23 protein-coding genes are annotated in these 25,162 nt (G+C 71.3%); 11 read left to right on the forward strand and 12 right to left on the reverse strand.

Translation table 11 applies throughout. The annotated features are described in order from the left end of the window. Positions 1 to 198: 198 nt before the first annotated feature. The 3 genes from FO059_RS03140 (at position 199) to FO059_RS03150 (ending at position 1,607) form a co-directional block, all read left to right on the forward strand. Positions 199 to 366, forward strand: coding sequence for a helix-turn-helix domain-containing protein (locus FO059_RS03140; RefSeq protein WP_143910391.1), 168 nt, complete (start codon positions 199 to 201; stop codon positions 364 to 366). A gap of 124 nt (positions 367 to 490) precedes the next feature. Beyond that, complete coding sequence (locus FO059_RS03145) at positions 491 to 1,186, forward strand: Clp protease N-terminal domain-containing protein (RefSeq protein ID WP_168226577.1); 696 nt, start codon at positions 491 to 493, stop codon at positions 1,184 to 1,186. A gap of 40 nt (positions 1,187 to 1,226) precedes the next feature. Then, the gene (locus FO059_RS03150) at positions 1,227 to 1,607 is read left to right on the forward strand and encodes a phage holin family protein (protein ID WP_372497874.1); all 381 of its coding nucleotides are present in this window, start codon (positions 1,227 to 1,229) and stop codon (positions 1,605 to 1,607) included. Between the two features lie 47 nt (positions 1,608 to 1,654). On the opposite strand, the gene FO059_RS03155 is transcribed toward FO059_RS03150, so the two are convergent. Both FO059_RS03155 and FO059_RS03160 read right to left on the reverse strand, forming a co-directional pair. Next, positions 1,655 to 2,524, reverse strand: coding sequence for a 1,4-dihydroxy-2-naphthoate polyprenyltransferase (locus tag FO059_RS03155; protein ID WP_143906283.1), 870 nt, complete (start codon positions 2,522 to 2,524; stop codon positions 1,655 to 1,657). A gap of 54 nt (positions 2,525 to 2,578) precedes the next feature. Beyond that, entirely contained in the window at positions 2,579 to 3,118 is a 540-nt protein-coding gene (locus tag FO059_RS03160) for a MarR family winged helix-turn-helix transcriptional regulator (protein ID WP_143906285.1), read from the reverse strand. A gap of 253 nt (positions 3,119 to 3,371) precedes the next feature. On the opposite strand from FO059_RS03160, the gene FO059_RS03165 reads away from it, so the two are divergent. Then, positions 3,372 to 6,827: a BTAD domain-containing putative transcriptional regulator gene (locus FO059_RS03165; protein WP_158726653.1), complete on the forward strand. Its 3,456-nt coding sequence runs from the start codon at positions 3,372 to 3,374 to the stop codon at positions 6,825 to 6,827. 42 nt (positions 6,828 to 6,869) lie between these two features. On the opposite strand, the gene FO059_RS03170 is transcribed toward FO059_RS03165, so the two are convergent. The 3 genes from FO059_RS03170 to FO059_RS03180 form a co-directional block, all read right to left on the reverse strand. Further along, positions 6,870 to 7,736 carry an ABC transporter permease gene (locus tag FO059_RS03170; RefSeq protein ID WP_143906289.1) on the reverse strand — a complete coding sequence of 289 codons (867 nt, stop codon included), beginning with the start codon at positions 7,734 to 7,736 and terminating at the stop codon, positions 6,870 to 6,872. After that, the gene (locus FO059_RS03175; RefSeq protein ID WP_143906291.1) at positions 7,733 to 8,752 is read right to left on the reverse strand and encodes an ATP-binding cassette domain-containing protein; all 1,020 of its coding nucleotides are present in this window, start codon (positions 8,750 to 8,752) and stop codon (positions 7,733 to 7,735) included. Before FO059_RS03175 ends, FO059_RS03170 begins: the two co-directional genes overlap by 4 nt. A 77-nt stretch (positions 8,753 to 8,829) precedes the next feature. Continuing rightward, a complete protein-coding gene (locus FO059_RS03180; RefSeq protein ID WP_143906293.1) occupies positions 8,830 to 9,489 on the reverse strand; it encodes a TetR/AcrR family transcriptional regulator in 660 nt (219 codons plus the stop codon). A 125-nt stretch (positions 9,490 to 9,614) separates the two neighbouring features. Here FO059_RS03180 and FO059_RS03185 point away from each other — a divergent pair, with 125 nt between their 5' ends. Together FO059_RS03185 and FO059_RS03190 are read left to right on the forward strand one after the other, a co-directional pair. Further along, positions 9,615 to 10,811, forward strand: coding sequence for a phosphotransferase family protein (locus FO059_RS03185; RefSeq protein ID WP_143906295.1), 1,197 nt, complete (start codon positions 9,615 to 9,617; stop codon positions 10,809 to 10,811). A 56-nt stretch (positions 10,812 to 10,867) separates the two neighbouring features. Next, positions 10,868 to 12,031 (forward strand): hypothetical protein, encoded by a 1,164-nt coding sequence (locus tag FO059_RS03190; protein WP_143910392.1) that lies wholly within the window; start codon positions 10,868 to 10,870, stop codon positions 12,029 to 12,031. 38 nt (positions 12,032 to 12,069) lie between these two features. On the opposite strand, the gene menE is transcribed toward FO059_RS03190, so the two are convergent. From menE to FO059_RS03225, 7 genes are all read right to left on the reverse strand, one after another. Beyond that, positions 12,070 to 13,266, reverse strand: coding sequence for an o-succinylbenzoate--CoA ligase (gene menE / locus FO059_RS03195; RefSeq protein ID WP_143906297.1), 1,197 nt, complete (start codon positions 13,264 to 13,266; stop codon positions 12,070 to 12,072). A gap of 7 nt (positions 13,267 to 13,273) precedes the next feature. Continuing rightward, a complete protein-coding gene (locus tag FO059_RS03200; RefSeq protein ID WP_143906299.1) occupies positions 13,274 to 13,615 on the reverse strand; it encodes a DUF3349 domain-containing protein in 342 nt (113 codons plus the stop codon). Beyond that, positions 13,612 to 13,998: a DUF3349 domain-containing protein gene (locus FO059_RS03205; protein ID WP_143906301.1), complete on the reverse strand. Its 387-nt coding sequence runs from the start codon at positions 13,996 to 13,998 to the stop codon at positions 13,612 to 13,614. Before FO059_RS03205 ends, FO059_RS03200 begins: the two co-directional genes overlap by 4 nt. Before the next feature lie 22 nt (positions 13,999 to 14,020). Further along, positions 14,021 to 14,278: a hypothetical protein gene (locus FO059_RS03210; protein WP_143906303.1), complete on the reverse strand. Its 258-nt coding sequence runs from the start codon at positions 14,276 to 14,278 to the stop codon at positions 14,021 to 14,023. Then, the gene (locus FO059_RS03215; RefSeq protein WP_143906305.1) at positions 14,275 to 15,528 is read right to left on the reverse strand and encodes an inorganic phosphate transporter; all 1,254 of its coding nucleotides are present in this window, start codon (positions 15,526 to 15,528) and stop codon (positions 14,275 to 14,277) included. The genes FO059_RS03210 and FO059_RS03215 overlap by 4 nt, the downstream gene beginning before the upstream one ends. Positions 15,529 to 15,677: 149 nt before the next feature. Further along, entirely contained in the window at positions 15,678 to 16,694 is a 1,017-nt protein-coding gene (locus FO059_RS03220) for an LmeA family phospholipid-binding protein (RefSeq protein WP_143906307.1), read from the reverse strand. 376 nt (positions 16,695 to 17,070) lie between these two features. Next, positions 17,071 to 17,961: a 1,4-dihydroxy-2-naphthoyl-CoA synthase gene (locus FO059_RS03225; protein ID WP_143906309.1), complete on the reverse strand. Its 891-nt coding sequence runs from the start codon at positions 17,959 to 17,961 to the stop codon at positions 17,071 to 17,073. A gap of 51 nt (positions 17,962 to 18,012) precedes the next feature. On the opposite strand from FO059_RS03225, the gene FO059_RS03230 reads away from it, so the two are divergent. The 5 genes from FO059_RS03230 (at position 18,013) to menD (ending at position 25,148) form a co-directional block, all read left to right on the forward strand. Further along, entirely contained in the window at positions 18,013 to 18,672 is a 660-nt protein-coding gene (locus FO059_RS03230; protein WP_372497869.1) for a PaaI family thioesterase, read from the forward strand. Positions 18,673 to 18,694: 22 nt separating this feature from the next. Next, positions 18,695 to 19,696: an o-succinylbenzoate synthase gene (locus tag FO059_RS03235; RefSeq protein WP_143910394.1), complete on the forward strand. Its 1,002-nt coding sequence runs from the start codon at positions 18,695 to 18,697 to the stop codon at positions 19,694 to 19,696. 215 nt (positions 19,697 to 19,911) lie between these two features. After that, the gene (locus FO059_RS03240; protein ID WP_233266991.1) at positions 19,912 to 21,459 is read left to right on the forward strand and encodes a lipase family protein; all 1,548 of its coding nucleotides are present in this window, start codon (positions 19,912 to 19,914) and stop codon (positions 21,457 to 21,459) included. 210 nt (positions 21,460 to 21,669) lie between these two features. Further along, complete coding sequence (locus FO059_RS03245) at positions 21,670 to 23,364, forward strand: 4Fe-4S binding protein (protein WP_143906311.1); 1,695 nt, start codon at positions 21,670 to 21,672, stop codon at positions 23,362 to 23,364. 86 nt (positions 23,365 to 23,450) lie between these two features. Then, positions 23,451 to 25,148, forward strand: coding sequence for a 2-succinyl-5-enolpyruvyl-6-hydroxy-3-cyclohexene-1-carboxylic-acid synthase (gene menD, locus FO059_RS03250; RefSeq protein ID WP_143906313.1), 1,698 nt, complete (start codon positions 23,451 to 23,453; stop codon positions 25,146 to 25,148). The last annotated feature ends 14 nt before the right edge of the window (positions 25,149 to 25,162 follow it).

Consider the following 25,162-nt stretch of genomic DNA (forward strand, 5'->3'; position numbering starts at 1 on the left):
AGTGGAACGGAACTCATGTCAATAAATGTTGACAGCATTGAGGTGTCAACGTACATTGACGTTATGGATGCGGGATCGAGGATCGACGGAGCCGCCGGGGAGGCGCCGGATGACGGGGACACGACGGAAGTCGGGGAGGGCGCGGGTTCGGAGGACACCGCCGCGCTCGTCCGGGGCGCCGCCGCGGCGGAACCGGCCATCGGGCTCGTGGCCGTGCGCGCGCTGCGGCGCCTCACCGAACGGCTCGAGAGCCTGCAGGTGGATGCGGCCCGCAGGCAGGGCTGGTCCTGGCAGGCGATAGCCGACCTTCTCCAGGTCAGTCGCCAAGCAGTGCACCAGAAGCACGGCCGGCGCACGCACCGTTGATGCGGACCGCTCGGGGCGCATCCGGCAGCGCACAGTACGAAACAGACTGGCGCACAGTTCGAAACAGACTACGGAGGACACGATGTTCGAAAGATTTGCGCGAGACGCGCGCCGCATAGTGATAGTGGCGCAGGATGAGGCGATCGACCTGGGAAGCGCCCAGGTGGACCCTCGGCACTACCTGCTCGCGATGCTGCTCGCGGCGGAACCGCCCGTGCGGAGAGTGCTCGAGGACGCGGGATTCACGGTGGAGCAGGTGCGCGACGATATCCGTACCGCCGACGCGACTGTGCACGACGCGGCGCAGGACCGGCCGGGGACGGCGCTGAACGCCGAGGACGTGGATGCGCTTCGCTCGATCGGAATCGATCTGGACGCGGTGCGTGAAAGCATCGAGGCGCAGTTCGGACCGGAAGCGCTCTCCGACGAGGTCGCCGCTGATGATCCGGCGCCCGACGCGGGCTTGCGGGACGAAGAGCGTCCGTCGGAACGCGGACGGGGGAGGCCGGGCGATCGACGGCACCCCGACGGCGATTGCGGCCACGGCCACGGCCGCGGCGGGCCGCACGGTCGCCGGGGCAGGGGCCGGCGCGGCGGCGGGCGCTTCGGCAGGGTTCGCTTGGACGCGGACGCGAAGAGATCTTTGCAATCCGGGTTGGGTCACGCCGTCCGTGAGCGGGCGGGGGAGATCACCGGCGCATACCTGTTGTTGGGGGTGCTGTCCGGCGCGTCGGGGCCTACCAAGCGGCTCATCGAAACCCGTACGACGACGGAAGCGCTGGCCGACCGAGTGAAGGCCTCGATGGGTTCCGCTGCGTGACGGTGGCGCGCAGCCGCGACGATGGCACGATGGTCTGATGATCAGTTTCGGAGTGCGCCTCGTCAGCAACGCGGTCGCCATCTGGGTGGCGACCTATCTGCTGGCCGGCATCTCGCTCGACACCGACCAGCACGACACGGCGACGGCCGTCCTGGTGTTCCTCGGGGTCGCCCTGGTGTTCACGGTGGTCAACCTGATCATCAAGCCGATAGTCATGGTGCTGTCCCTGCCGCTGCTGATCCTGACGCTGGGGATCTTCTACTTCGTGGTGAACGCGTTGATGCTCATGTTCACCGCGTGGCTGTCGCAGGAGTTCGGCTGGGGCTTCGAAGTCGAGGGATTCGGCACCGCCCTGCTCGGCGCCATCGTGATCTCGATCGTCAACATGATCCTGTCGGTTCTGATCCCCGATCGTCGCTGATCCCCGATGATCGCCGCCGACGGGCGCAGGACGCCCGGGACTCGCGACTATGCGAGTCCGAGCGCGAGGCCGGTGGCGACCGACCAGGCGAGCATCGCCAGACCCGTGTCGCGGAGCGCGGGGATGAGCGCCATGCCGTCGGCGCCGGTACGCACCGGTGCGGCGGCGCGGGCGGCGAGGGGCAGGGCGATCACGGCGAAGAGAGCCCATGGACTGCGGAATGCGAGCGCGACGGTGGCCGCGAAGGGCACCGCCATCAGCACCATGAAGAGCACCCGCGTCCGTGCGTCACCCAGGGTGACGGCGAGGGTGGTCTTGCCGGTCTCGCCGTCGGAATCGATGTCGCGGAGGTTGTTGGTGACCAGCACGGCGCTCGAGAAACAGCCGACCGCCACCGCACAGGCGATCCCCGCCCAGTCGACGCGGCCCGCCTGGACGAACTCGGTGCCGAGCACCGCCACCAGACCGAAGAACACGAACACCGCGATCTCGCCGAAACCGGCGTACCCGTAAGGCTTGGAGCCGCCGGTGTAGAACCAGGCGCCGAGCACGCACAGGATGCCGACGATGATCAGCCACCACGCGCTGACGAGCGAGAGGGCGACACCCGCGATCCCGGCGACGCCGAAGCACGCGAACGCGGCGAGCTTCACGGCGCCCGGCCGGGCGGCGCCGGAACCGACGAGCCGCATGGGACCGACACGCTCGTCGTCCGTGCCGCGGATGCCGTCCGAGTAGTCGTTGGCGAAGTTGACGCCGATGATCAGTGCAACGGCGACGACGAGTGCCAGCAGCGCCTTCCACCACACGAAGCCGTCGATGGACGCGGCCGCTCCGGTACCGGCGACGACGGGCGCGATGGCGTTGGGAAGTGTCTTGGGGCGTGCGCCCTCGATCCAGTCGGCGATGGTGGCCATGGTGTGGAGTCTTTCAGCACGGCCCGACGGGTCTGTCGCCGGTGTGCAACACCCTCAACACCGCGGCGGCATTGCGGGCATCGGCAGCGACTCGACGGCGGGCATCCCGCGTGCTTCAGTGAACAACCGCGAGAAGAAGCTCTCCAGTGCGGGGAGCTCGTCGTCGGTGATGTGCCGCGTGAAGTGCCGTCTGATTCCCTCGCGGTGGACGCGTGCGGCGTCGCGGAGCCGATCGCGGCCGGCGCCGGTGAGGGAGACGCGGACCCCGCGGCGATCGGTGCTCAGTCGCACGCGTTCGACGAGGCCTGCCGATTCGAGCTTGTCGACGACACGGGTGAGACCGCTGGTGGTCACGAGGACGCCCTCGGCGAGTTCCCCCATGCGCATGGCGCCGTCGGCGCTGTCCCGCAGGCGCAGCAGCACGTCGTATTGCGCCAGGGTCAGGCCGGCTTGCTCCGCCAGTTCTTCGCCCAGTTCCTGGACGATGATGCTGTGGGCGAACAGCATGTCTCGCCACACGCGCAGCGACCTCGCATCGGAGGTCGTCGGGTCGGCGACCGCGGTCGCGTTCTGGTCGTGTGGGGAGTCGGGCACGGGGATCGGTCCTCATGGATGTTCGGTGGCCGGAATCGGCCGACGGATCGGAATCGTACGGTGGGGCATGTGCGGGCGGAGGGTCGGGCCGCAGACGCGAGCCGGTCGGGGACGGGGCCTGGGTCTGGTAGTTGCTTTTGCAACAATCGTACCCTCGCAATTATCCTGCTGCCGATACCAGTACCGGGCCGCGTGTTGATCGATGAGGGATGCGGTGGCGGGCGCCGGTCCGCATACGATAGGCGCTGACGTGGTGGATGACGGGATTGCACAGGCGGAGGCGGCGTGGGCCGCGGATGCGGTCGTCGCCGTCCTGGGTCCGGTGTCGGTGCTGCGGGACGGTGGCCTCGTTCCCGTGCCCGGTCGGCGCCCGCGCACGCTGCTGGCGGCCTTGGCCCTGGATCCCGGCCGATTCACCAGCGCGTCGTCGTTGATCGACGAGGTCTGGGGCGATGCATTGCCCCGGGATCCGATGAACGCCCTGCACACTCAGCTGTCCCGGCTGCGCGCGCTGCTCCCGGACGATGTGCTGGAACAAGGCCCGGCCGGATACCGGCTGGCACTGGCGCGCAGCGGGGTTGACCTGTCCGCTGCGGAGGACAGGATCGTCGGCGCGGAGGCGGCGGCCCTGCGTGGCGAAGCGGCCCCGGCGCTGGTGCTGCTCGACCGCATCGGCGGACTGATGCGCGGCGTTCCCGGCGATGATCTGCCGGACGGCCCTGTGCGCGATGCGCTGCGGGCGTCCGCATCCCGGCTGCGGAAGCGCGCAGAGGTGGTGTACATCGACGGTGCGATCGCAGCGGGCAGGCACGCGGATGCATTGCCGCTACTGCGTGAACACTGTGAGAGCCGGCCGCTGGATGAGCCGGCGCACGCGAAGCTGATGCGCGTGCTCGCGGAGACGGGCCGTGGAAACGAGGCGGTCGCGCTGTACGCGAAGCTCCGCTCGAGGCTGGCGGACGGGCTCGGTACCGACCCGTCCGAAGAGCTGAGTGCCGTGCACCTGGCGATCCTGCGCGGCGAACTTGGCGGCGTGCCGGACGGCGGCGGTGACGCGCCCACGGAGTCGGCGGCGCCGTGGTCGATCGGGCTGCGTGCGGAGCCGAACGCGCTCATCGGGCGCGATGCGGACCTGGCCGCGGTGCACGCGCTCCTCGGGTCGTCGCGCGTCGTCACCATCGTGGGGCCCGGCGGGACGGGCAAGACCCGGCTGGCCAACAGGGTCGGCACGACCCGGACGGAGCACAGCCGGGTGGCGCTGGTGGAGCTGGTCGGGGTGCGCAGCGATGAGGACGTGGCGGCCGCCGTCGCGGGGACGCTGGGCCTGGGTGACGCCGACCTCGCCGACAGGCTTTTGACCGACCCGGTGGCGCGCAGGCAGTCGCGCGCGGCGACAGACCCGAGGGACCGGCTCAGGCAGTCGTTGACATCCACTCCGACGCTGCTGATTCTGGACAACTGCGAACAGGTCGTCGGCGCATGCGCCGAACTCGTGGCCGACCTCACCGCGTCGTGCCCGCACCTGACCGTTCTCGCCACGAGCCGTATCCCGCTGATGATCTCCGCGGAGTGGACGTACCCGCTGGCGCCGTTGCCGGTGGCGCAGGGGGACCCGGGCCGCCGCGACCCGGCGGCCGCGTCTCCGGCCACGGAACTGTTCGCCGCGCGTGCGCGTGCGGTGCGGCCTTCGGTACGGCTCGACGACGCGGCCGTAGCGCGGCTGTGCACTGCGTTGGACGGGCTTCCGCTGGCGATCGAACTCGCTGCGGCGCGTGTCCGCACGATGAGTGTGGAACAGATCAACGAGCGCCTGAGCGATCGTTTCGCGCTGCTCAACGGCGGTGATCGGGCGGCACCGCGACGTCATCGCACGTTGCACGCGGTGATCGACTGGAGCTGGAACCTCCTCGGCCGCCGCGAGCAGGACGCGATGCGGCGGCTCTGCTTCTTCCCCGGAGGCTTCGGAATCGACGCCGCGCGCCACGTGATCGGCCACGGCGACGAGGGCGCGGATGGCGACGGGGCGGTCTCGGTCGACGACGCGATCACGGCGCTTGTCGAGCAGTCCATGCTGGAGGTCGCCGAGACGGACGAGCCGTCGGGGCTGAGGTACCACATGCTGGAGACGGTGCGCGAGTTCGGTTTGCGCCGGCTCGAATCCGAGCCCGGCGAACACGACGAGGTGGAGTCCCGGTTCTGCGAGTGGGCCGCGGAGCTGTCCACCCGGGCCACGATGCAGATCATCCACGGCGGAACAGCCGAGTCCATGCTGGAGATCGAAGTCGAGCACGAGAATCTGGTCTTCGTCCTGCGTGCGGGCCTGGAAGCGGGGCGGACGCCGGTCGTGCTGCCGGTGTTCGCCGTGCTCGCGGCGTACTGGTCCATCCGCGGCTCGCACCCGGAGGCGGCACTGTGGGGCGGGCGCGTGCAGGAGCACTGGTCCGAGCTCGAGGCTCGCGACCGGCGCCTGGGGCGGGAGCGGATGGCGTGGGCACGTGACGAGGCGATCGACACCGATGTGCTGTACGTGGTCCTTCTCATCGTCTTCGGCTACCAGCTCGTCCTCAACGATCGTCGCGCCATCGCACGGACACGCGGACGCATCCGCACCCTGCTGCGCATGAGGCCGCCTATCGGTGCGGAAGTCGGCTTCCTCGTGCGGATGGCGACGGTGACGAAGCCGGTGCAGCTGGGGCGGATGTTCGCGCGTGGCGTGCGGTCCGCCGACCCGGGGGTGCGTGCTATCGCCCATTCCTTCCGCGCCAACACGCACGAGAATTCCGGCCACTGGGCCGAGGCCCGGCGTGACGCGGTGCTGGCACTGGACCTTGCCCGGCAGCGGGGCGACCGGTGGAGCGAGGGGATGTCCGCCCAGATGCTCGGCCAGCTTTCCGGCCAGGCAGGTCGCCACAGCGAGGCCGTGGACTATTACCGGCTCGCCGCGCGGGTCCTGTGGGAGGTGCACGCCTACGAGGAGAGCATCCAGATCCGCGGCTTCATCGCGGCGGCGCTCGTCGGCGCCGGCAACCCGGAGGCGGGCCGGCGCGAGGCCCTCGCCGCGCGCGGTATCGGCGAGGTCGTGGGGGCGTCGGCGCCGGGTGGACGGCACCCCGACTCGCAGTACCGGGCGTCGATCGCCGCGGCCTTGGCGGAGGCGGCCCTGGCGGAAGGCGACGTGGACCGCGGCATGCGCCGGTACTGGGAGGCCGTGACGGACGGCATCGGGGTGCACGGCACCGATCAGTCGGCGGCTGTCGATCCGCACATGGGCCTTTTGATCGCGGCGGCCACCTGTGCGCATGCGGAAGGCGGAGACGCGTCGCGCGCGTGCGAGCTCGCGCGGATACTGGCTCGCGGAGTGGTGCCGAGGCTCACCGCGGGCCTCGCGGGATCGAGGGAATCGGTGGTCGATCTGCCCGTCACCGCCGCGATTCTGCTCGCGATGACCGTGGCGGAGTTCGTCGGTCACAGCGCAGGCGGGGACGCCGAAGCCGCCCTTTTCGCGTGGGAGTTGGCGTTGGCGTCGCGGGCGCACGCGCGGCAGGACTACCCGTCGATGCGGCTGGGCAGGTGGACGGACGTCGCCCGGATCGCCGCGGGCGATGCGGAGGTCGAGGCCGCACGTCGTCGAGCAGCGCGCCTGGTGCGGCCCGCGCTGGTCCGGGAGCTGGTGGCAGCTTTGGGCCGCGACCGGCCCGCACTCGGATGAGCGCGGGCCGATCGCGGCCGGGTGGCGGCACCGACGGAAGGCTCAGGCTTTGCGCATGTAGGCGCGCACCGTGATCGGTGCCATCACGGCCACCACGACGGCGGCGGCGGCGAGGGTCCAGACGACCTCCATGCCCACGTGCCCGTTGTTCGCCAGTTCTCGTACGGCGCTCACCAGGTGCGAGACGGGGTTGATCTTGACGAAGCCCTGAAGCCAGCCCGGCATGGTCTCGACCGGGACGAAGGCGTTGGACATGAAAGTGAGGGGGAAGAGCACGATCATCGACACGCCCTGCACCGTCGACGCCTTGTTCATCACCACGCCCATGAAGGCGAATATCCAGCTGATCGCCCAGGCGCACACGATCACGAGGACGCCGGCCGCGATCACGCCGAGCGCTCCGCCGCCGGGGCGGTAGCCCATGATGAGGCCGACGATGAACGTGATCACGGTGGCCACCCCGTAGCGGACCACGTCCGCCAGCAGCGCGCCCGACAGCGGCGATATGCGGGCGATCGGCAGCGACTTGAACCTGTCGAACACGCCCTTGTCCATGTCCTCCCGCAACTGCGTGCCGGTGACGATGGACGTCACGATCACCGTCTGCACGAGGATGCCGGGGATCACCACCGGCAGATAGTCGTCCACGGCGCCGGAGATCGCGCCGCCGAAGATGTAGGTGAACATCAACGTGAAGATGATCGGCTGGACCACCACGTCGAACAGCTGCTCGGGGTTGTGCTTGATCTTCAGCAGTCCGCGGTAGGCCATGGTGCGCGTGTGAGACAGCGTCTGCCGCAGGCCGACGGTGTGAGACGTCGCCGTGACGCGGCGGGGAGTCGGCACCGCATGCGGCGAGCGGTCCGGATCCGGACGTGCGGGTGCGGCGGTCGTGGTCGTGGTCGTCATTGTGCGCCCCCGTTCTGGGTTCCGGTGTCCCGCGCGTCGGCCGGGGCACCGGTGATGGTGAGGAACACCTCGTCGAGGCTCGGCTTCTGCACCGTCAGCTCGGCGGCGATGATGCCGTGTTCCCGCAGGTGGATGAGGAGGTCGGGCGTCTGGGCGGGATCCGCCATCGGTGCGGTCAGCCGGCCCGATTCGGCCGTCATGCCCACCGTTCCCCCCAACGCCTCGGAGATGAGGACGCGTGCGCGTTCGCTCTGCGCGGGGTCCGCCAGCGTGATCTGCAGCGACGAGCCGCCGATCGACGCCTTGAGGTCGTCCGCGGTGCCGTCGGCCACCACCCGGCCGTGGTCGATGACGGCGATGCGGTCCGCGAGCTGATCGGCCTCGTCCAGGTACTGGGTGGTCAGCAGCACCGTGGAGCCGTCGGTGACGAGCCTGCGGATCGTCTCCCACATCTGTGTGCGCGCGTGCGGGTCCAGGCCGGTGGTCGGCTCGTCCAGGTAGAGCAGCGGCGGCGCCGAGATGAGGCTGGCCGCCAGGTCGAGCCGGCGGCGCATGCCCCCGGAGAAGTTCTTCAGCGGCCGTGCGGCGGCTTCGGTGAGGTTGAACTCCTCGAGCAGCTCGGCGGCGCGCCGGTTGGCGTCGCGCCGGCCGAGCCCCAGCAGGCGGGAGAATACGACGAGATTCTCGGTGGCGGTCAGATCCTCGTCGACCGAGGCGTACTGGCCGGTGACGCCGATGAGTGAGCGCACCGCGGTCGGTTCGCGGCGGACGTCGTGCCCGAAGATCCGGGCTTCGCCCGAGGTGGCCCGCAGCAGTGTCGCGAGCATGCGGATGGTGGTCGTCTTGCCGGCGCCGTTGGGGCCGAGGACCCCGTACACGGTGCCGGTGGGAACGGTGAGGCTGACGCCGTCGACCGCGCGGAACCCGCCGAACTCCTTGACGAGATCCACCGCCTCGATCGCCGGCGGGCTGGTGATGGCGGCCGTGTCAGGGGCCGCCGGTTCAGTGACTGTCATGGACACGATGGTGCGGTGGCCCGCTTGCAGAACGCTTGCAGCGGCCCTGCACCTGATTGCAGACCGCTGTCGCCGGACTAACCGTGGTCGAGGATGCCGCGAAGCAGCAGGTCGGTCATGCGCTTGGCGGATTGCTCCGCGTCGTCGGTGTCGCGCAGGCACACGGCGAAGATCGCGGCCCCGGCGATCGCGTCGATGATCGCGTCCGCGTCGAGCCCGGGCCGGGCGGCCCCCGTCGAAGCGGCCTGATCGAGCAGCCGGCCGAGCGCCTCGCGCAGCGGGTCCAGCTGGTCGATGACCAGGCGCCGGTGCAGCTCCGGATCGGACCGGGTCTCGGCGATCAGTCCGGGCACGCCCGCGCGCGCAGCGGGAGCGCCGAACAGTCTGTATGCGCCGGCGACGAGCGTCGAGACCGCGCCGATGAGGTCGTCCGGGGGAAGGTCGCCGGGCTCGACGGACGGGTAGACGGCGTCGTGGATGAGCTGTGCCTTCGAGTTCCACCGCCGGTAGATGGCAGGGCGGCTGACGCCGGAGCGGGTCGCGATCGCGTCGATGCTCGTGCGGTTGTATCCGCGCTCCGCCAGCAGTTCACGGGCCGCTTGCAGCGCGGCTGCGTCGATGTCGGGGTTGCGTTGCGGTCCCAGCCTGTGGTGGGTGCCTCCCGCCCTGGTCCGGGGTCCTTCGGTACGCTCCACGTCCGATCCGTCTCCCTGCCTGTGCTCCGTCGATCTGCCCATGACGGACGAGCCTGCCTACAGCCGAACAGTCCTATTGTGACCCATTGCACATCGCGAACTATGTCGTTACAGTGTGTCACTACTTCATGGGGATCGCGATGCGATGACGTAATCGAGGGGTGCTGATGCCGGAGGACTCACCGGACATGGGGACGGATTTCACCGAAGTCGCCCGGCCGTCGGATTCCCGGTCGGAGTCCGGCGATCTGGCCGACCGCTTCGGACTGTGGCTGACGGGGATCGTCGGCGCCGACGCGCGACCGGAGGTGGGGGAGACGTCGGTCCCCACCGCTGCCGGCATGTCCAGCGACACCGTGATGGTCGACGCGGCGTGGACGTCGGACGGAACGCGGAACAACCATCGCCTGGTGCTCCGCATGGCGCCGGGCGAGGACGCGATGCCCGTGTTCCCGTCGTACGACCTGGCCCTGCAGGCGGCCGTGATGCGGGCGGTCCGTGAGCGCACGGCCGTCCCGGTGCCGCGCGTGTACCGGTATGAATCGTCCGTGGAACCGCTGGGCCGCGAGTTCCTGGTGATGGAGCGGGTGGACGGGGACATCCCGCCGGACGTCATGCCCTACAACTTCGGCTCGTGGGTCTCCGAGGCCTCCCCGGAACAGCGGCTGCGCCTGCAGGAATCGTCCGTCGAAGTGCTCGCCCAGTTGCATGCGATGGCGGATCCGGAAGAGGTGCTGTGCGCGGCGGCCGGGCCGGCGGAGGTCGCCGCGCCCGTCGTCCCCGCCGACGCGGGGGGCGCGCTGCGCGAGCATCTGCAGGGACAGCGCCGCTACTACGAGTGGGCCTCCGACGGCGGTCCGCGGTCGCCGCTGATCGAGCGCGCATTCGACGTGCTCGAATCGACGTCGCCCGCAGTGGCCGGACCACCGGTGCTGTGCTGGGGCGATTCGCGCATCGGGAACATCGTCTTCCGCGACTTCCGTCCGGCGGGCGTGCTGGACTGGGAGATGGCGGCGCTGGGGCCCCGGGAGATGGACCTCGGCTGGACGATCTTCCTGCACCGGTTCTTCGAGGACCTCGCGGCCCAGGCCGGCCTGCCGGGACTTCCGGAGATGCTCCGCCGCAGCGACGTCGTGGCCCAATACGAACGGTCCACCGGCCATACGGTGCGGGATCTCGAATGGTTCGTCACCTACGCGGCGCTGCGCCAGGCCGTGATCATGTACCGGATCCAGCGCCGGACCATCGCCTTCGGGCAGGCGGAGCAGCCGGGGGATCCCGACTCCATGATCATGCACCGCAAGGGCCTGGAAGAGATGCTGGACGGGGTCTACTGGCCCGCGCTCGCGGAGGCCGGGCTGTGACCCGCCGGGAGGGCGTTCCGGTCGGCGGCGCGGCACAGGGTACCGCGCTGAGCCCCATGGACGACTATCCGGTGCACCAGATCTCCGAGGTGGTCCGGCACGTCGGGACCTCCGACCGGAACTTCTACGACCGCTACTACTTCAACTGCGCCCCGCGGTTCGACGGGCAGGGGCAGAGCGGTGTGGACGGGCCGTTCGCCCTGATCATCGGCCTCGGTCAGTATCCGAATCTCGGCGTGGCGGATGCTTTCGCCGTCCTGCGCCGCGGCGACGACCACCTGGTGGTGCGTGCGTCGAAGGCGCTCGGCGAGGACCGGATGGACACCAGCGTGGGCCCGTTCCGCCTCGAGGTGATCGAGGGGCTCCGGCGGTTGCGGGTGGTGCTCGAGGCGTCACCCGACAATCCCGACCTGTCGTTCGACCTCACCTTCACCGCTGATTCGCCGGCACACCTGGAGGCCCGTCACTTCGACCGGAGCCTGGAGCGCGTCACCTTCGACACGCAGCGGTTCGTGCAATCCGGCACGTGGTCGGGATCCGTCACAGTGGAACAGGTGCGGACGCCGGTGGAGGATCACCAGTGGTCCGGCAACCGCGACAGGTCGTGGGGCGTGCGGCCCGTCGGCGAGCCCGAACCGCCTGGCCGCCGCGCCGACCCGGCCGAAACGGAGCGCAGCTGTTTCTTCTGGATCTACGCGGTGCTGCGGTTCTCCGAGTTCGTCATCATCACGATCCTGCAGGAGGACGCCGACGGCGCACGGATCGTCGAGGACGCGGTGCGGCTGTGGCGTGATCCGGAGCGTGCGCCTGAGACGCTGGCGCTGCCGGAGCACACTCTGCGGTTCGCGCCGGGCGGGCGCGAGGTGACCCATGCGGAGCTCGTCTTCCAGCGCCGGGACCCGTCCGGCGGCCTCGCCGATCCGCTCCGGGTCGAGTGCACGCCGGCGGTGGCCTGCTACATCGGCGTGGGCACCGGGTACGGGCTGGAGCAGGACTGGCGGCACGGCATGTGGCAGGGGCCGCTCACGGTCCAGCAACTACGCCGTGCGGTTCCGGAGATCGCCCCGTGGGAGCGGATGCTGTGCCCGGTGGACAACCTCGTCCGGTGCACGCTGAGCGAGGACGGGGGCATCGAGGAGGGCGAGGGTCTGTTCGAGTGCGCGGTGATCGGCACCTATCCCCGCTACGGCTTCCACGGTCTGGGCGACGTCGCCGAGTAGCGGCGACTCCGCATCGGTGCCGTGCGCCTGCCGGTCCGTCACCCGCCTTCGAGGCGGGCGCGCAGGGTCCGGCGGTCCACCTTGCCGGGGCCGCGCAGGGGGAGCTCGTCGACGATGAACATCGCGCGCGGTGCGGCCTTGGCCCCGAGGCGGTCGGCGACAGCCGATCGCAGGGACTCCAGCGTCGGCGCAGGACCGGCGCCGGACACGACCGCGACAACCACGCGTTCCCCGAGCCGGTCGTCGGGCAACCCGACCACCGCGCATTCCCGCACGCCGGGGACCCGGTTCAGAACCGCCTCGACGACCTGGGGCACCACGGTCAGGCCGCCGCTGGTGATGGCTTCGTCCAGACGTCCGGTGATCGTCAGCACGCCGTCGTCGACGGTGCCCGCGTCGTCCGTCCGAAACCATCCCGGATCGGCGAACGCCGGGTGGTCCGGCGCGTCCAGGTAGCCGGCCGCCAGGACCGGGCCGCCCAGCAGCACCCGGCCCGTCCCTTCTTGTCCGGGCACCGGTTCCAGCCGCACGCGCACGCCGTCCAACGGGACTCCGTCGTACACGCAGCCGCCGCATGTCTCGCTCATGCCGTAGGTCCGCACCAGCGTCAGCCCGGCGTCCGCGGCATGCTCGCACAACGTCGCCGGTGTCGCCGCGCCGCCGACGAGGATGGCGTCGAACCCGCGCAGCGCGTCGGTCGCCGCCGGATCGTCGAGCGCTTTGACGAGCTGGGTGGGCACCAGCGAGGTGTAGGCGCGGCCGGCGGGCATGCGCCGCGCGGCGTCGACCAGTGCCTCCGGGCGGAAGCCGCGCGCGACGTCGACGATCACCGGCTCGGTGCCCGCCACGACCGACCGCACCAGGACCTGCATCCCCGCGATGTGGTGCGGGGGCAGCGGCAGCAGCCACGTTCCGGGGCCGCCGAGCCTGCTGTGCGTGGCGCGCGCACCCGCCGCAAGCGCGGATCCTGTGAGGAGGGCGCCCTTCGGGGTGCCGGTGGTCCCGGAGGTGGCGACGACCATGGCGACGCCGCCGCCGACAGGGGAGCCGGGCGGGAGCGCGCCGGTCAGGCGGGCGGTCTCCCGTTCGTCGCCGGCCGGGACGGGAAGGAGCGCGTCGCCGTCTCCGTCGATGGCCGCGGCGATGCGGGGCAGGAGCGCCACCGCGCGGGGGGAGGAGGGCACGGGGAGGGCGGCGAGCCTGCGGCCTGCCCGGGCGGATGACGGGACGGTCATCTGCGGGTCAGCGGCGCCGATCGTGCGAGGCCGAGTGCTGATCGTGCGGCGAGTGATGCATGTGCGCCAACGGCCAGCCGCCCTCGACGAGGTGCGCGCGTACGCGGTTGACGTCGCGTTCCGCGGGCATCTCGTTGGTGATCTTGGTGATGAGCACCTGGATGTCGGCCTTGGTGATGGGCAGGTCGCCGCGCGCGACCAGCTCGTCCGCGAGCATCTGCACCTCGTCGTGGGTGAGGCGGCGTTCCAGCAATGCGAGCAGCGGGATGTAGTCCTGCTCCGGAACGCCCTCGGGGTAGCCGGCCCGCAGCCAGTCGACCACTGCACCGACGATCGGCGGAAAACTCATGCGCTCTCCTCCTGTTCGGGTTCGGCCTCCTGCGGGGACTCGGCCTCCTGCGCGGCGCCCGTGTTCCGGAGCCAGTCGGGGTTGTCGTCGATGCTCTCCGGGTCCGCCAGCGGCCACCCGCCCGCGGCCAGCCGCACGGCGACCCGGCGGACATCGTCCTCGAGCGGGTTCTCGCTGGTCAGTCGGGCAATGGTGTCCTCGATCTCGCCGACTTCGATCGGGGTATCGGCGTCCGCGATGAGTGCGTCGACGACTTCGCGGATCTCCTCGTCGGTGAGCTTGCGCTGCAACACCGCGAGCAGGGGGAAGTAGTCCTTCGGCGGCACGCCTTCCGGATAGCCGGCGCGGAGCCAACCGGTCACTGCGGCGATCAACGGGTGCACGCGCCCACCTCCTTCGGGAGCATCAGTGCCCGCCGGTGAGGACGATGGCCGCGATTCCCGCTGCCACCGCCGCGATGACCAGGGCGAAGCACGCGTACGCCGCGACCCGGCGGGCGGGCGAGGGCGCGGCGGTGGTGGTCTCACCGTGCTCGTCGACGCCCAACGCACCACCATAGAGGAGCTTCAGGCTGACGGCGAATACGGCGGGGATGCCGGCCCCCAGCACGAGACCCACGGCGATGACCTGCCAGAGCGAGTTGAGGGTGCCGGTGACGCTCATCGTGCCGCTCCCTTGAAACGGTGCGGTCGGTCGCCCAGCGCGGCGTGCGAGTCGAGCGGCGGCAGGCCCTCCGGGGTGTCCGGTGCCGTGGGGGAGGCGTCGGGCGAACCGGCCGGCGCCGAATCGGCGGCCCAATCGGCGTTGACGTTCTCTGCGTTGACGGCCTGGCGGCGCGAGCGGTTCCACATCCACCCGGCCATGGCCAGCAGGATGGCGAACACCACGACGACACCCGTGGCGCCCCCGATGTAGTGGGCGAGGGCCCAGCACGCGGCGCCGACGAGGCCGGCCGCCGGCAGCGTGATCACCCACGCGATGGCCATGCGCCCGGCGACGGCCCAACGCACTTCGGCGCCCTTGCGGCCGAGCCCGGTGCCCATGATCGAACCCGTGGCCACGTGGGTGGTCGACAACGGGAGCCCCAGGTGGCTCGAGGTCAGGATGATGGCGGCCGACGAGGAGTCCGCCGCCATGCCCTGCGGGGAATCGATCTCCACCAGTCCCTTGCCGAGGGTGCGGATGACGCGCCAGCCGCCGAAGTACGTGCCGGCGGCGATGGCGATGGCGCACGCGGCCTTCACCCAGAACGGCATCGGATCGTCCGCGTTGATCGCGCCGTGGGCCACGAGCGCCAGGAAGATGACGCCCATCGTCTTCTGGGCGTCGTTGGTGCCGTGTGCCAGGGAGATCATCGACGCCGAGCCGATCTGGCCCCAGCGGAATCCACGGCCGCGCTTCTCGGCGGGGACGCCCGAGGTGATCTTGTAGATGAGGCGGGTCCCGACGGTGGACACCAGGCCGGCCACGACGGGCGCCAGCAGCGCGGGGAGGACGACGCGGCCGAGGACGCCGCCCCACTCGACCCCGGACGTGCCGAGTGCGGCGAGCGCCGCGCCGATCAGACCGCCGAACAGTGCGTGCGACGAACTCGACGGCAGGCCGAAGAGCCAGGTGGACAGGTTCCAGATGATGCCGCCGACCAGGCCGGCGAACACGATGAACAGCAGCGCTTCGCCCTGGACCGCGTCGAGGGAGACGATGCCCTTGGCGACGGTGGCGGCCACGGCGACGGACAGGAACGCGCCGAGCAGATTCAGGGTGGCGGAGAGCGCGACGGCGACCTTGGGCCGGAGCGCACCGGTGGCGATGGAGGGAGCCATCGCATTGCCGGTGTCATGGAAGCCGTTCGTGAAGTCGAACGCCAGCGCGGTGACGATCACGATCGTGAGTACGAGCAACTCTGCAGTCACACGCCCGAGTGTGTGACTCTCCGGCGAAAATGTCTAACGTGCGGAAGTCGCTGACCTGCAAGTTGTGGATCGGGTAGGCCAAAGTTCACCCAGAGTTCACCTGAACGGCCCCTCCGTGTCGTGTTGGCGGCCCGCTGGTGTCTGCGCCGTCACATCCGTGCAGGCCGCGGTGCGTTTCCGGCGTCCTCCGCCTCGCCGCCGTCGCCGCCGTCCGCGGCAACGCCGCGACCCGCGTACCGGAGGGCGGCGCGGATGAGGCCGGTGAGCTCGCTGAGGGGGACCGTGGAGATGCGGCCCTCGGACCTGTCGCTCTGGCCGCGGAGCACGAGCGTGCGCGGCCCCGTCTCCACCTCCGTCAGCCGCAGGTTCCACGGAAGCTCGGGCACGGTCAGCGTGCGCACCCGCAAACCGGGGATCTGGCGCGTCTTGCCCCGGACACGGGGGCGGCTGCTCAGCGCCATCCGCGACACCCGCAGCTCGGTGGGCGCGAACTGCAGGTCGCCGTCGTGCACCCTGGGGGCCACGATCACGTGGCCGAGGCGTTGTGCGCGGCTCCAGGACGCCCGCATGACGCCGTCGGCGTCGATGTCGACGGTCAGGTCCGGCAGCTGCGTCCGTACCAGCCGGCGCAGCTCGTGCGCGGACAGCCGCAGTTCCACTTCGATGGTGCCGAACTCCAGCGCCGGCGAGTAGGCGGTGCGCAGCTGGATGTCGCGGCAGTCCACCTCGGCGTGTTCGACGTGGACCTGCAGGCCTGGCCTGGGTGCCTGGCCTGCGGGCGGTTCCGCGGGGTTCCCCACCCAGTGCAGGCCCGCGGCCGTCGCGCGGATGCGTGCGAATTGGCCGCGCGCCAGGCCGAGGGAGTCGACCTCGGTGTCCAGCTCGGTGGGCGTGAGTGTGAGCGTGCCGTTGCCGGCCTGCATGCGCACGCGCTTGTGCAGGAACTGGTCGGCGACGGTGCGCATCGCGTTCTGCAGGAACTGTGCGGGCGTGAGTGGAACGCCGCCGCTGCCGCCCATCGGGTTGATGAGCGCTGAGCCGATGTCGGAGCCGAACAGCGACCTGCTCACGCCCAGCCCCATGCCGACGCCGGTGTCGATGACGCGCTCGACGTCGCGCAGGCGCCGCTGCCAGCCGATGTTGAACGGGTCGAACGGGTCGATCATCGGACTCGGCCGTCCGGGGGGTTCGTGCCGTTCATGGTGGTCTCCGTGGTTCGGGCGCGCCTGCGGCGCCGCATGGGTCTTCTCAGGCTAGTCGCCGTCCGGGCCGTCGGCGCCGTTCCGTTGCCCGGGCGGGCGACGGGCGGCGAAAGTAGACTGGGCATGAGGAGTTCGAGGGTGCCGAACCGGGAGGTGCCGTTGTGAACACGTATATGCTGCTGGGAATTGCCACCGCCGCGTATTGGATCAGCGGATGGGACAACCTGAGCCGGACGATCGCGCACTTCGTCACCGGGTGAGCCTCCAGGGGGCGGCCCGGTGGGACCGCCCCCGTCCGATGACGCTCGCGCGGTGATGCCGGCCTCTGCGGCGACGGGACTCAGTAGTACCAGGGGTGCCCGGACCAGTCCGGGTCGCGCTTTTCGAGGAACGCGTCGCGGCCCTCCACGGCCTCGTCGGTCATGTAGGCCAGGCGCGTGGCCTCGCCGGCGAAGAGCTGCTGCCCCACCAGGCCGTCGTCGAGCAGGTTGAACGCGTACTTGAGCATGCGCTGCGCCTGCGGCGACTTGCCCATGATGGCGCGCGCCCACTCGATGCCGACCTCCTCGAGCCGGTCGTGGTCGACCACCTCGTTGACGGCGCCCATTCCGTGCATCTGCTCCGCCGTGTAGGTGCGGCCCAGGAAGAAGATCTCGCGGGCGAACTTCTGCCCCACCTGCTTGGCCAGGTAGGCGCTGCCGAATCCGCCGTCGAAGCTGCCCACGTCGGCGTCGGTCTGCTTGAAGCGCGCGTGCTCGCGGCTGGCCAGCGTCATGTCGCAGACCACGTGCAGGCTGTGCCCGCCGCCCGCGGCCCAGCCGTTCACCAGTGCGATCACGGGCTTGGGCATCATCCGGATCAGGCGCTGCACCTCGAGGATGTGCAGCCGGCCGGCGCGTCCCTTGTCGACGGTGTCGGCGGTGTCGCCGCTGGCGTACTGGTATCCGCCGCGGCCGCGGATGCGCTGGTCGCCGCCCGAGCAGAAGGCCCATCCGCCGTCCTTGGGGCTCGGGCCGTTGCCGGTGAGCAGCACCGTGCCCACGTCGGCGCTCATCCGGGCGTGGTCGAGCGCGGCGTACAGCTCGTCGACGGTCTGCGGGCGGAACGCGTTGCGCACCTCGGGCCGGTCGAACGCCACGCGCACGACGCCGAGCTCGCGGTGCCGGTGGTAGGTGATGTCCTCGAAATCGAAGCCGGGGACGGGCTGCCAGTGCTGAGGATGGAATGTCACGCCATGAGGATAGGCCGCGGCCGCGGGCGCCCGTCCGGTTAGCGTGCAGGCATGGAAGAGATGACGCGCGCCACCGGCGCCGACGACGCCGTGCGGGACGACGGCGGAAAGCGGCGGGGCGGTTTCCCCATGTTCAGTGCGGCCTCCGAGGACGGCGGGCCGCACTTCGGCCGGTTCGTCTCCGCGATGCGCGACCTCCAGGACCTCGCCGTATCCGCGGCCCCGGACCCGGAGGTGTTCGGCGCGGCGGCGGACAAGGCGGAGGAGCTCGCGGCGATGCTGCGCCCGTACGCGGCGGAGGAAGGGAGGTCGCCGGCCAACAGGTCGATCGGGCTGCCGGGCCGCGGAAGCCTGTTGATGCTGCCGTGGATGCTCACCGGGCTCGAACCCGGGCGAGTCACGGCGGCGGGCGTGTTCCGCCGCTACCACCTCGGCGGCAACGGCGCGGCGCACGGCGGGGTGCTGCCGCTCCTGTTCGACGACATCTTCGGCATGGTCACCCACGCGCAGGGCCAACCGGTCTCGCGCACCGCTTATCTGACCGTGAACTACCGGAACGTCACGCCGCTGGAGAAGGAGCTCACGGTGGAGGCGACGGTGGACTCGGCCGACGGCCGCAAGACGTATGTGTCCGGCCGGCTGTGGGACGGCGGAACGCTGCTGGCCGACGCCGACGCGCTGATGGTGCGCCTGCAGCCGTGGCAGCCGTGAGGAGCCCGCGGTGGGCGGACCGGTGAGCGTGCTGCCGACCCTGGACGCGCTCCGCGACGGCGCGGCGGTGGTGTCGCTGCCGATGACGGTGCGTTTCCGCGGCATCACCGACCGCGAAGTGATGCTGATCCGCGGGCCGCACGGCTGGGGCGAGTTCGGCCCGTTCCCCGAGTACGCGGACGGGGAGGCGTCGGCGTGGCTGGCGTCCGCCATCGAGTCCGCCTGGCAGCCGTGGCCGCGGCCGCTGCGCGCGGTGGTGCCGGTCAACGCGACGGTCCCGGCGGTGCCCGCGGCGCGGGTGCCCGAGGTGCTGGCGGCGTTCCCGGGCGCGCGCACGGCGAAGGTGAAGGTGGCCGAGCGGGGCCAGACGCCGGCCGACGACGTGGCACGGGTGGCGGCGGTGCGCGAGCAGGTCCCGGTGGTGCGCGTGGACGCCAACGGCGGCTGGTCGGTGGGAGAAGCGGAGCGCGCGCTGCGTGCGCTGAGCGCGGACGGGCCCCTCGAGTACGCGGAGCAGCCGTGCGGCACGGTCGGCGAGCTGGTGGAGCTGCGCGCCCGCGGTACGGGCGTGCCCATCGCCGCCGACGAATCGATACGCAAGGCCGACGACCCGCTGCGCGTGGTGCGTGCCGGCGGAGCGGACATCGCCGTGGTGAAGGCGGCGCCGCTCGGCGGCGTCCGTCGCCTGCTGGCCGTCGCGCAGCAGGTGGGGGTGCCGGTGGTGGTCTCCAGCGCCATCGACTCCGCCGTGGGGATCGGCACCGGATTGGCGGCGGCCGCGGCGCTGCCGGATCTCGTGCACGCCTGCGGGCTCGGCACGGGCGGGCTGCTGGCGGAGGATGTGGCACCGCCCCGGTCCTGGGTGCCGGACGGTGCCGGCGGACTCGGGCTCGCCGTGGGCAGGGCCGAGCCCGACACCGATCGTCTCCACGCTCTGGCGGCGCCGCCTGAACGGCGCCGTTGGTGGTTGGACCGGCTCGCGCGCTGTCACGCGCTACTGGCGGCCGCCCGGTCCGCGGGGTGACGGCCGGCCCTCGAAGGGCGGGCCCGGACGGCGACGACCGCCTGTATGCACTGTTTCACTTGACACTGTAAACGTGATGCACAAGACTTACTCGCCGGTAATGTTGCCGGCACCCGTCGGCGCGGACAGCCGAAAAGGGAGGGCATCGCGTGATCTTCGACAGCACCGGGACGGGCGGGAATCGAGGGCCGGCGCGTCGGAGATGGTGCCGGTCGGTGCTCTGCCTCGCCGCGGCGGCGATCGTGCCCGCCGCGGCGGCGCCCGCGATAGCGGGTGCGCAGCCCGCGGGCCCCGCGCGGTCGGTGGGCGACGCCGGAGTGGCGGCGCTGCAGGATCTGTCCCGGTTCCAGGAGCGCACGGGCTCGTCCGATTTCAGTGCGATCGAGGGGATCTCGGGGTCCACCGCATTGCCCGGCGTCGAGGGGTCGCTGGGCACTGCGGGATCGATGGACCTGTACGGATCGGCCAACACCGCGGACACGCCCGTGCTCGGCGTGGGGTCCACGGATCCGGCGACGGCCCCGACAGGGTCGACGCTGTCCGATTCGCCCGCCGGCCGGGACATCGAAGCGTTCTACCGTCCGCCAGCGGAACTGCCCGATGCGCCGGGGCGGATCATCCGCTCGGAGCCTTCGCACCTGGCGTGGTCGGTCCCGGGCACCGGCGGGCCGTATCCGGGCGAAGCGACGCGGATCATGTACTCGTCCGAGGACACCCACGGTGCCCCGAACGCCGTCACCGGCACCTTCTTCGCGGCCGAGGCCCCCTGGACGGGGCCCGGGGAGCGGCCGCTGATCGTCATCGCCCCGGGCACGCAGGGGCAGGGCGACGCGTGCGCGCCGTCCAAGTTGATCAATTCCCTGACCTCGGGCTCGGCGCAATCGGGTCCGTTGCTGGAGTACGAGATGATCCCGGCGTCGATCTGGCTGGCCAAGGGTGCGAACGTGGTGATGACCGACTACGAGGGGCTGGGCACCCCGGGCATGCACACCTACGTCAACCGGGTCTCGGAGGCGCACGCCGTCATCGACGCGGCCCGGGCCGCCGGTGATCTGGCGGGGTCCGGCGTCACCGCCGCCACCCCGATCGGGTTCTACGGATATTCGCAGGGCGGCGGCGCTGCCGCGGCCGCGGCCGAGCTGCTGGGAACCTACGGCGGCGACATCGCTCCCCGGGTGGCGGGCGTGGTCGCGGGGGCCCCGCCCGCCGACCTGTCCGCCACGCTCGACGCGGTCGACGGCACCTCGTTGGCCGGTGTCATCGGCTACGCGCTCAATTCGATGCGCACGGCCTATCCGGACGTCGTCCAACCGGTGCTCGACGCCGAGATCAACGATCGGGGCCGCCGGATGCTCGACGCGGTGTCCCTGCAGTGCGTCGGCGAGACCGCCGCGCAGTTCGGCTTCGCGGACACGACCGCGTTCACCCGCACGGGTGAGTCGGTCTCGCAGATCGTCGCCCGCTACCCGAAGGTGGCCGAGGTGATGGAGGAGAACCGCATCGGCAGGATCAAGCCGGACGCGCCGGTGCTGGTGCTCAGCGGGACCAATGACGACGTCGTCCCGTACGGTCAGGCGGAGCAGCTCGCGTCGGACTGGTGCTCACTGGGCGGGGACGTGCGCTTCGACACCTTCGTGGCACCGTCGATCCTCGACGGGGCGGCCCTGGGACACGTGATGCCGATGCTCGGCGGGACGACCACCTTCGTCGACTGGCTCGACGCGCGTTTCGCCGGCGAACCCGTGCAGAGCACCTGCGGCTGACGGGCGTCGGCACCGCGATTTCCCACGGGATCCGGACTGACCGCTAGAACGAGTGAACCTGTTCTAGTTATGATGGGGTCGACGCCGCGGCGCGAAGGCTTGCAACTCTCGCCGAGGCGCGCCGGAACATACTGTGCCGAGCGGGCGGTGATCCGGCTGCGCGGCGCGCGCGGCGGTCGCTGCGCAGGGAACGCGAACGTGAGGACAGTCATGACCTATGTGATCACTCAAGCGTGTTGCAACGACACGGCGTGCGTCGACGTCTGCCCCGTCGACTGCATCCGGCCCACGGCCGACGACGAGCTGTTCGCCACCACCGAGCAGCTCTACATCGAGCCCGCCACGTGCATCGACTGCGGCGCGTGCGTGGACGCCTGCCCGGTGGATGCGATCTTCCCGGAGGATCAGCTCAGCGAGGAGAACGCCAAGTACACGCAGATCAATGCGGAGTACTTCGACAAGCATCCGCTGGTGGTGGATTGGGATTCCTTCGTCCCGCCGTCGCCGATCGTCGTCCCCAAGGATCAGGCGCCGCTGCGGGTCGCGGTGGTGGGGGCCGGGCCCGCCGCCACGTATGCGGCCGAGGCCGTGGTCACCCAGGGCGGGCGGTCGGTGGAGGTCGACATCTTCGACCGCCTGCCCTCGCCCTGGGGCCTGGCGCGCGCCGGCGTGGCGCCGGACCATCAGGGCACGCGCATCATCACCGACACTTTCGAGACGATCGTGCGCAAGCCGACGATCGCCGCCCATCTCAACGTGGAGGTGGGCACTCACATCAGCCACGAGGAGCTGCTGGCCCACCACCACGCGGTGATCTACGCGGTGGGCGCCTCCACCGACCGGCATCTGGGCGTCGAGGGCGAGGATCTGCCCGGCAGCGTCTCCGCGACCGGCTTCGTGGCCTGGTACAACGGCCACCCGGACCATGCCGACGACGTCTACGACCTGTCCGGCGAGCGCGCGGTGGTGATCGGCAACGGCAACGTGGCCCTCGACGTGGCGCGGGTGCTGGTGACCGATCCCGACGAGCTGGGCGGGACCGACATCGCGGACCACGCCCTGGCCGCGCTGCGGGAGAGCAACATCCGCGAGGTCGTCGTGCTGGGGCGGCGCGGCCCGGTGCAGGCGGCGTTCACCAGCAAGGAGCTGATGGGGCTCGACGACGTGCCCGGAGTGGACATCGTGGTGGACCCGGCCGACCTGGAACTGGACGAGCACAGTGCCGCGTTCCTCGCATCGGATGAGTGCCCGTTCCCCGTTCCCCGCAAGATCGAGTGGCTGCGCGAGTACGCCTCCCGCACGCCCGACCCGTCGCGCAAGCGCATCGTGTTGCAGTTCCTCGGCTCGCCGGCCTCGATCGAGGGCGACGGGCGCGTGGAGCGCGTCGACGTGGTGCGCAACGAGCTGGTCGCCGACGAATCCGGCAGGCTCCGTGCGCAGTCCACCGGCGCGACCTCCACGCTGGAGACCGGTCTGGTGCTGCGGTCCATCGGGTACCGGGGCACGCCCGTGGCGGGACTGCCGTTCGACGAACGCCGTGGCGTGATCCCCAACGAGGCCGGACGGGTGGTCGACCCGGACGGCGGCGGGCCGGTCCAGGGGGTCTACGTGACCGGCTGGATCAAGCGCGGACCCACCGGCACGCTCGGCACCAACAAGAAGTGCGCCGGGGAGACGGTCGAAAAGCTGGCCGAGGACGTCAAGGCCGGTCTGGCGGGACGGCCAGTGGAGAGCCGCGAGGCGCTGGACAAGCTGCTCGCCGGGCGGCGCCCGGACGCCGTCGGGTTCGATGAATGGCGGTTGCTGGACCAGGCGGAGAAGGCGGCGGGCAAGGAGGCCGGACGGCCCCGCGTGAAGGTGACCGACCTGCAGGCGATGGTCGACATCGAGAAGGGGCGCAGCTGACCCGCGCCGCGGCCGTCCGTGATCCGCGAGATACGCCGGGGGCTCCGGGCGCGTCCGCCCGCCGGCCTCGTGGGACCCTGGAACATGTGAATCCGTCCACGGCGCAGGCTGCCGTCATCGTCGATGAGCTGGTGCGCGGCGGGGTGAGCGACATCGTGCTCTGCCCCGGCTCCCGCAACGCGCCGCTGTCGTTCGCGCTGTACAAGGCGGCGACGGCGGGTCGGGTGCGGTTGCACGTCCGCATCGACGAGCGCACGGCCGGGTTCCTGGCCGTGGGGTTGGCCGTGGCATCGGGGCGCCCCGCGGTCGTCGTGATGACCTCGGGGACCGCCGTCGCGAACCTGGGCCCCGCGGTTCTGGAGGCGAACTACGCGCGCGTGCCGCTGGTGGTGCTCAGCGCCAACCGCCCGTACGAGCTGCTGGGCAGCGGCGCCAATCAGACGGTGGAACAGTTCGGGCTGTTCGGCACGCAGGTGCGCGCGGCCATCAGCATCGGCCTCGCCGAGCCGGAGTCGCCGGGTGCGGACTCGTCCCGGCAGAACGCCGCGTGGCGCACGGTGGTGTGCCGGGTGCTGGCGGAAGCCTCGGGAACGCGGTCGCGGTTGGCCGGCCCCGTGCAGTTCGACGTCCCGCTGCGCGAGCCCTTGGTGCCGGAGGCCGACTGGACGGACGGGCAGGAAGACCAGGATGCATTCGGCGGGGGCACGGTCGGCGGGGACGCGCTCGCGGCCGCACATCCCGGCCGGGCGGACGGTGCGCCGTGGACCCGGGTCCCGCAGGCGGCGACCGAGGTGCGGGTGCCGCTGGACCTCACCGCGGACACCGTCGTCATCGCGGGCCACGGCGCGGGGCACCATCCCGAACTGGACGGACTGCCCACCATCGCCGAGCCCACGTCGCGGCAGCGGGGAGTCCCCACGCATCCGTGGGCGCTGCTGTCCGTCCGGCCGCGGCAGGCGGTGATCCTGGGCCGGCCCACGCTGCACCGGCCGGTGTCGGCGCTGCTGGCGCGGCCGGACGTCGACGTCATCGCCTTGACGACGGGCCCGCGCTGGCCGGACGTGTCGGGCAATGTGGTGCTCACGGGCACGACTCCGGACGTCGCCGGCGCCCCGTCCGAGGAGTGGCTGCGGGCGTGCGCGGAGGCGGATCGGCGTGCGCGCGCCGCCATCGACGACGGCCTCGACGAGCATGTCCCGGCGACCGGGCTGCACGTGGCACGCGCGGTGCTGCGGGGACTGCGCGCCGGCGATCAACTGGTGCTGGGCGCGTCCAATCCGGTGCGCGACGTGTCGCTGGCCGGACGCATCCCGGACGGGGTCGCGGTGCGTTCCAACCGGGGCGTCGCGGGAATCGACGGGACGGTGTCGACGGCGGTGGGCGCGGCCTTGGCGCACCCGGGGCGCACGGTGGCGCTGCTGGGCGACCTCACGTTCCTGCACGACGCGAGTGGTCTGCTCATAGGTCGTTCCGAGCCGCGGCCGGACGAACTCACGATCGTGGTGGCCAACGACGAGGGCGGCGGGATCTTCGCGCTGCTCGAGCAGGGGGAACCGCGCTACTCGGACGCTTTCGAGCGGGTGTTCGGCACGCCCCACGACGCGAATCTGGCCGCGTTGTGCGCCGCGTACGGCGTGACGCACCGCAAGGCCGACCCCCCGGAGCTGGCCGGGATCCTCGCGGAAACCGGTCGGCGGCCCGGCGGCATCGAGGTGATCGAGGTGACCACGCACCGCGAGGGCCTACGCGGACTGCACGAGGCCCTGCGCGGCCGGGTGTCGTGACGGGGCCCGCCGCA

Origin of the sequence: Tomitella fengzijianii (genome assembly GCF_007559025.1) — a bacterium.
Taxonomy (GTDB): domain Bacteria; phylum Actinomycetota; class Actinomycetes; order Mycobacteriales; family Mycobacteriaceae; genus Tomitella; species Tomitella fengzijianii.

What these genes read in the sequence shown, in the direction of transcription:
- FO059_RS03220 (WP_143906307.1), bottom strand. Translation starts at nt 16,694, where the DNA reads ATGATCGACCCGTTCGACCCGTTCAACATCGGCTGGCAGCGGCGCCTG.
- menE (WP_143906297.1), bottom strand. Translation starts at nt 13,266, where the DNA reads ATGACCGTCCCGTCATCCGCCCGGGCAGGCCGCAGGCTCGCCGCCCTC.
- FO059_RS03155 (WP_143906283.1), bottom strand. Translation starts at nt 2,524, where the DNA reads ATGGCCACCATCGCCGACTGGATCGAGGGCGCACGCCCCAAGACACTT.
- FO059_RS03210 (WP_143906303.1), bottom strand. Translation starts at nt 14,278, where the DNA reads ATGAGCGTCACCGGCACCCTCAACTCGCTCTGGCAGGTCATCGCCGTG.
- FO059_RS03180 (WP_143906293.1), bottom strand. Translation starts at nt 9,489, where the DNA reads ATGGGCAGATCGACGGAGCACAGGCAGGGAGACGGATCGGACGTGGAG.
- FO059_RS03170 (WP_143906289.1), bottom strand. Translation starts at nt 7,736, where the DNA reads ATGACGACCACGACCACGACCGCCGCACCCGCACGTCCGGATCCGGAC.
- FO059_RS03185 (WP_143906295.1), top strand. Translation starts at nt 9,615, where the DNA reads ATGCCGGAGGACTCACCGGACATGGGGACGGATTTCACCGAAGTCGCC.
- FO059_RS03230 (WP_372497869.1), top strand. Translation starts at nt 18,013, where the DNA reads ATGGAAGAGATGACGCGCGCCACCGGCGCCGACGACGCCGTGCGGGAC.
- FO059_RS03190 (WP_143910392.1), top strand. Translation starts at nt 10,868, where the DNA reads ATGGACGACTATCCGGTGCACCAGATCTCCGAGGTGGTCCGGCACGTC.
- FO059_RS03245 (WP_143906311.1), top strand. Translation starts at nt 21,670, where the DNA reads ATGACCTATGTGATCACTCAAGCGTGTTGCAACGACACGGCGTGCGTC.
- FO059_RS03200 (WP_143906299.1), bottom strand. Translation starts at nt 13,615, where the DNA reads ATGAGTTTTCCGCCGATCGTCGGTGCAGTGGTCGACTGGCTGCGGGCC.
- FO059_RS03175 (WP_143906291.1), bottom strand. Translation starts at nt 8,752, where the DNA reads ATGACAGTCACTGAACCGGCGGCCCCTGACACGGCCGCCATCACCAGC.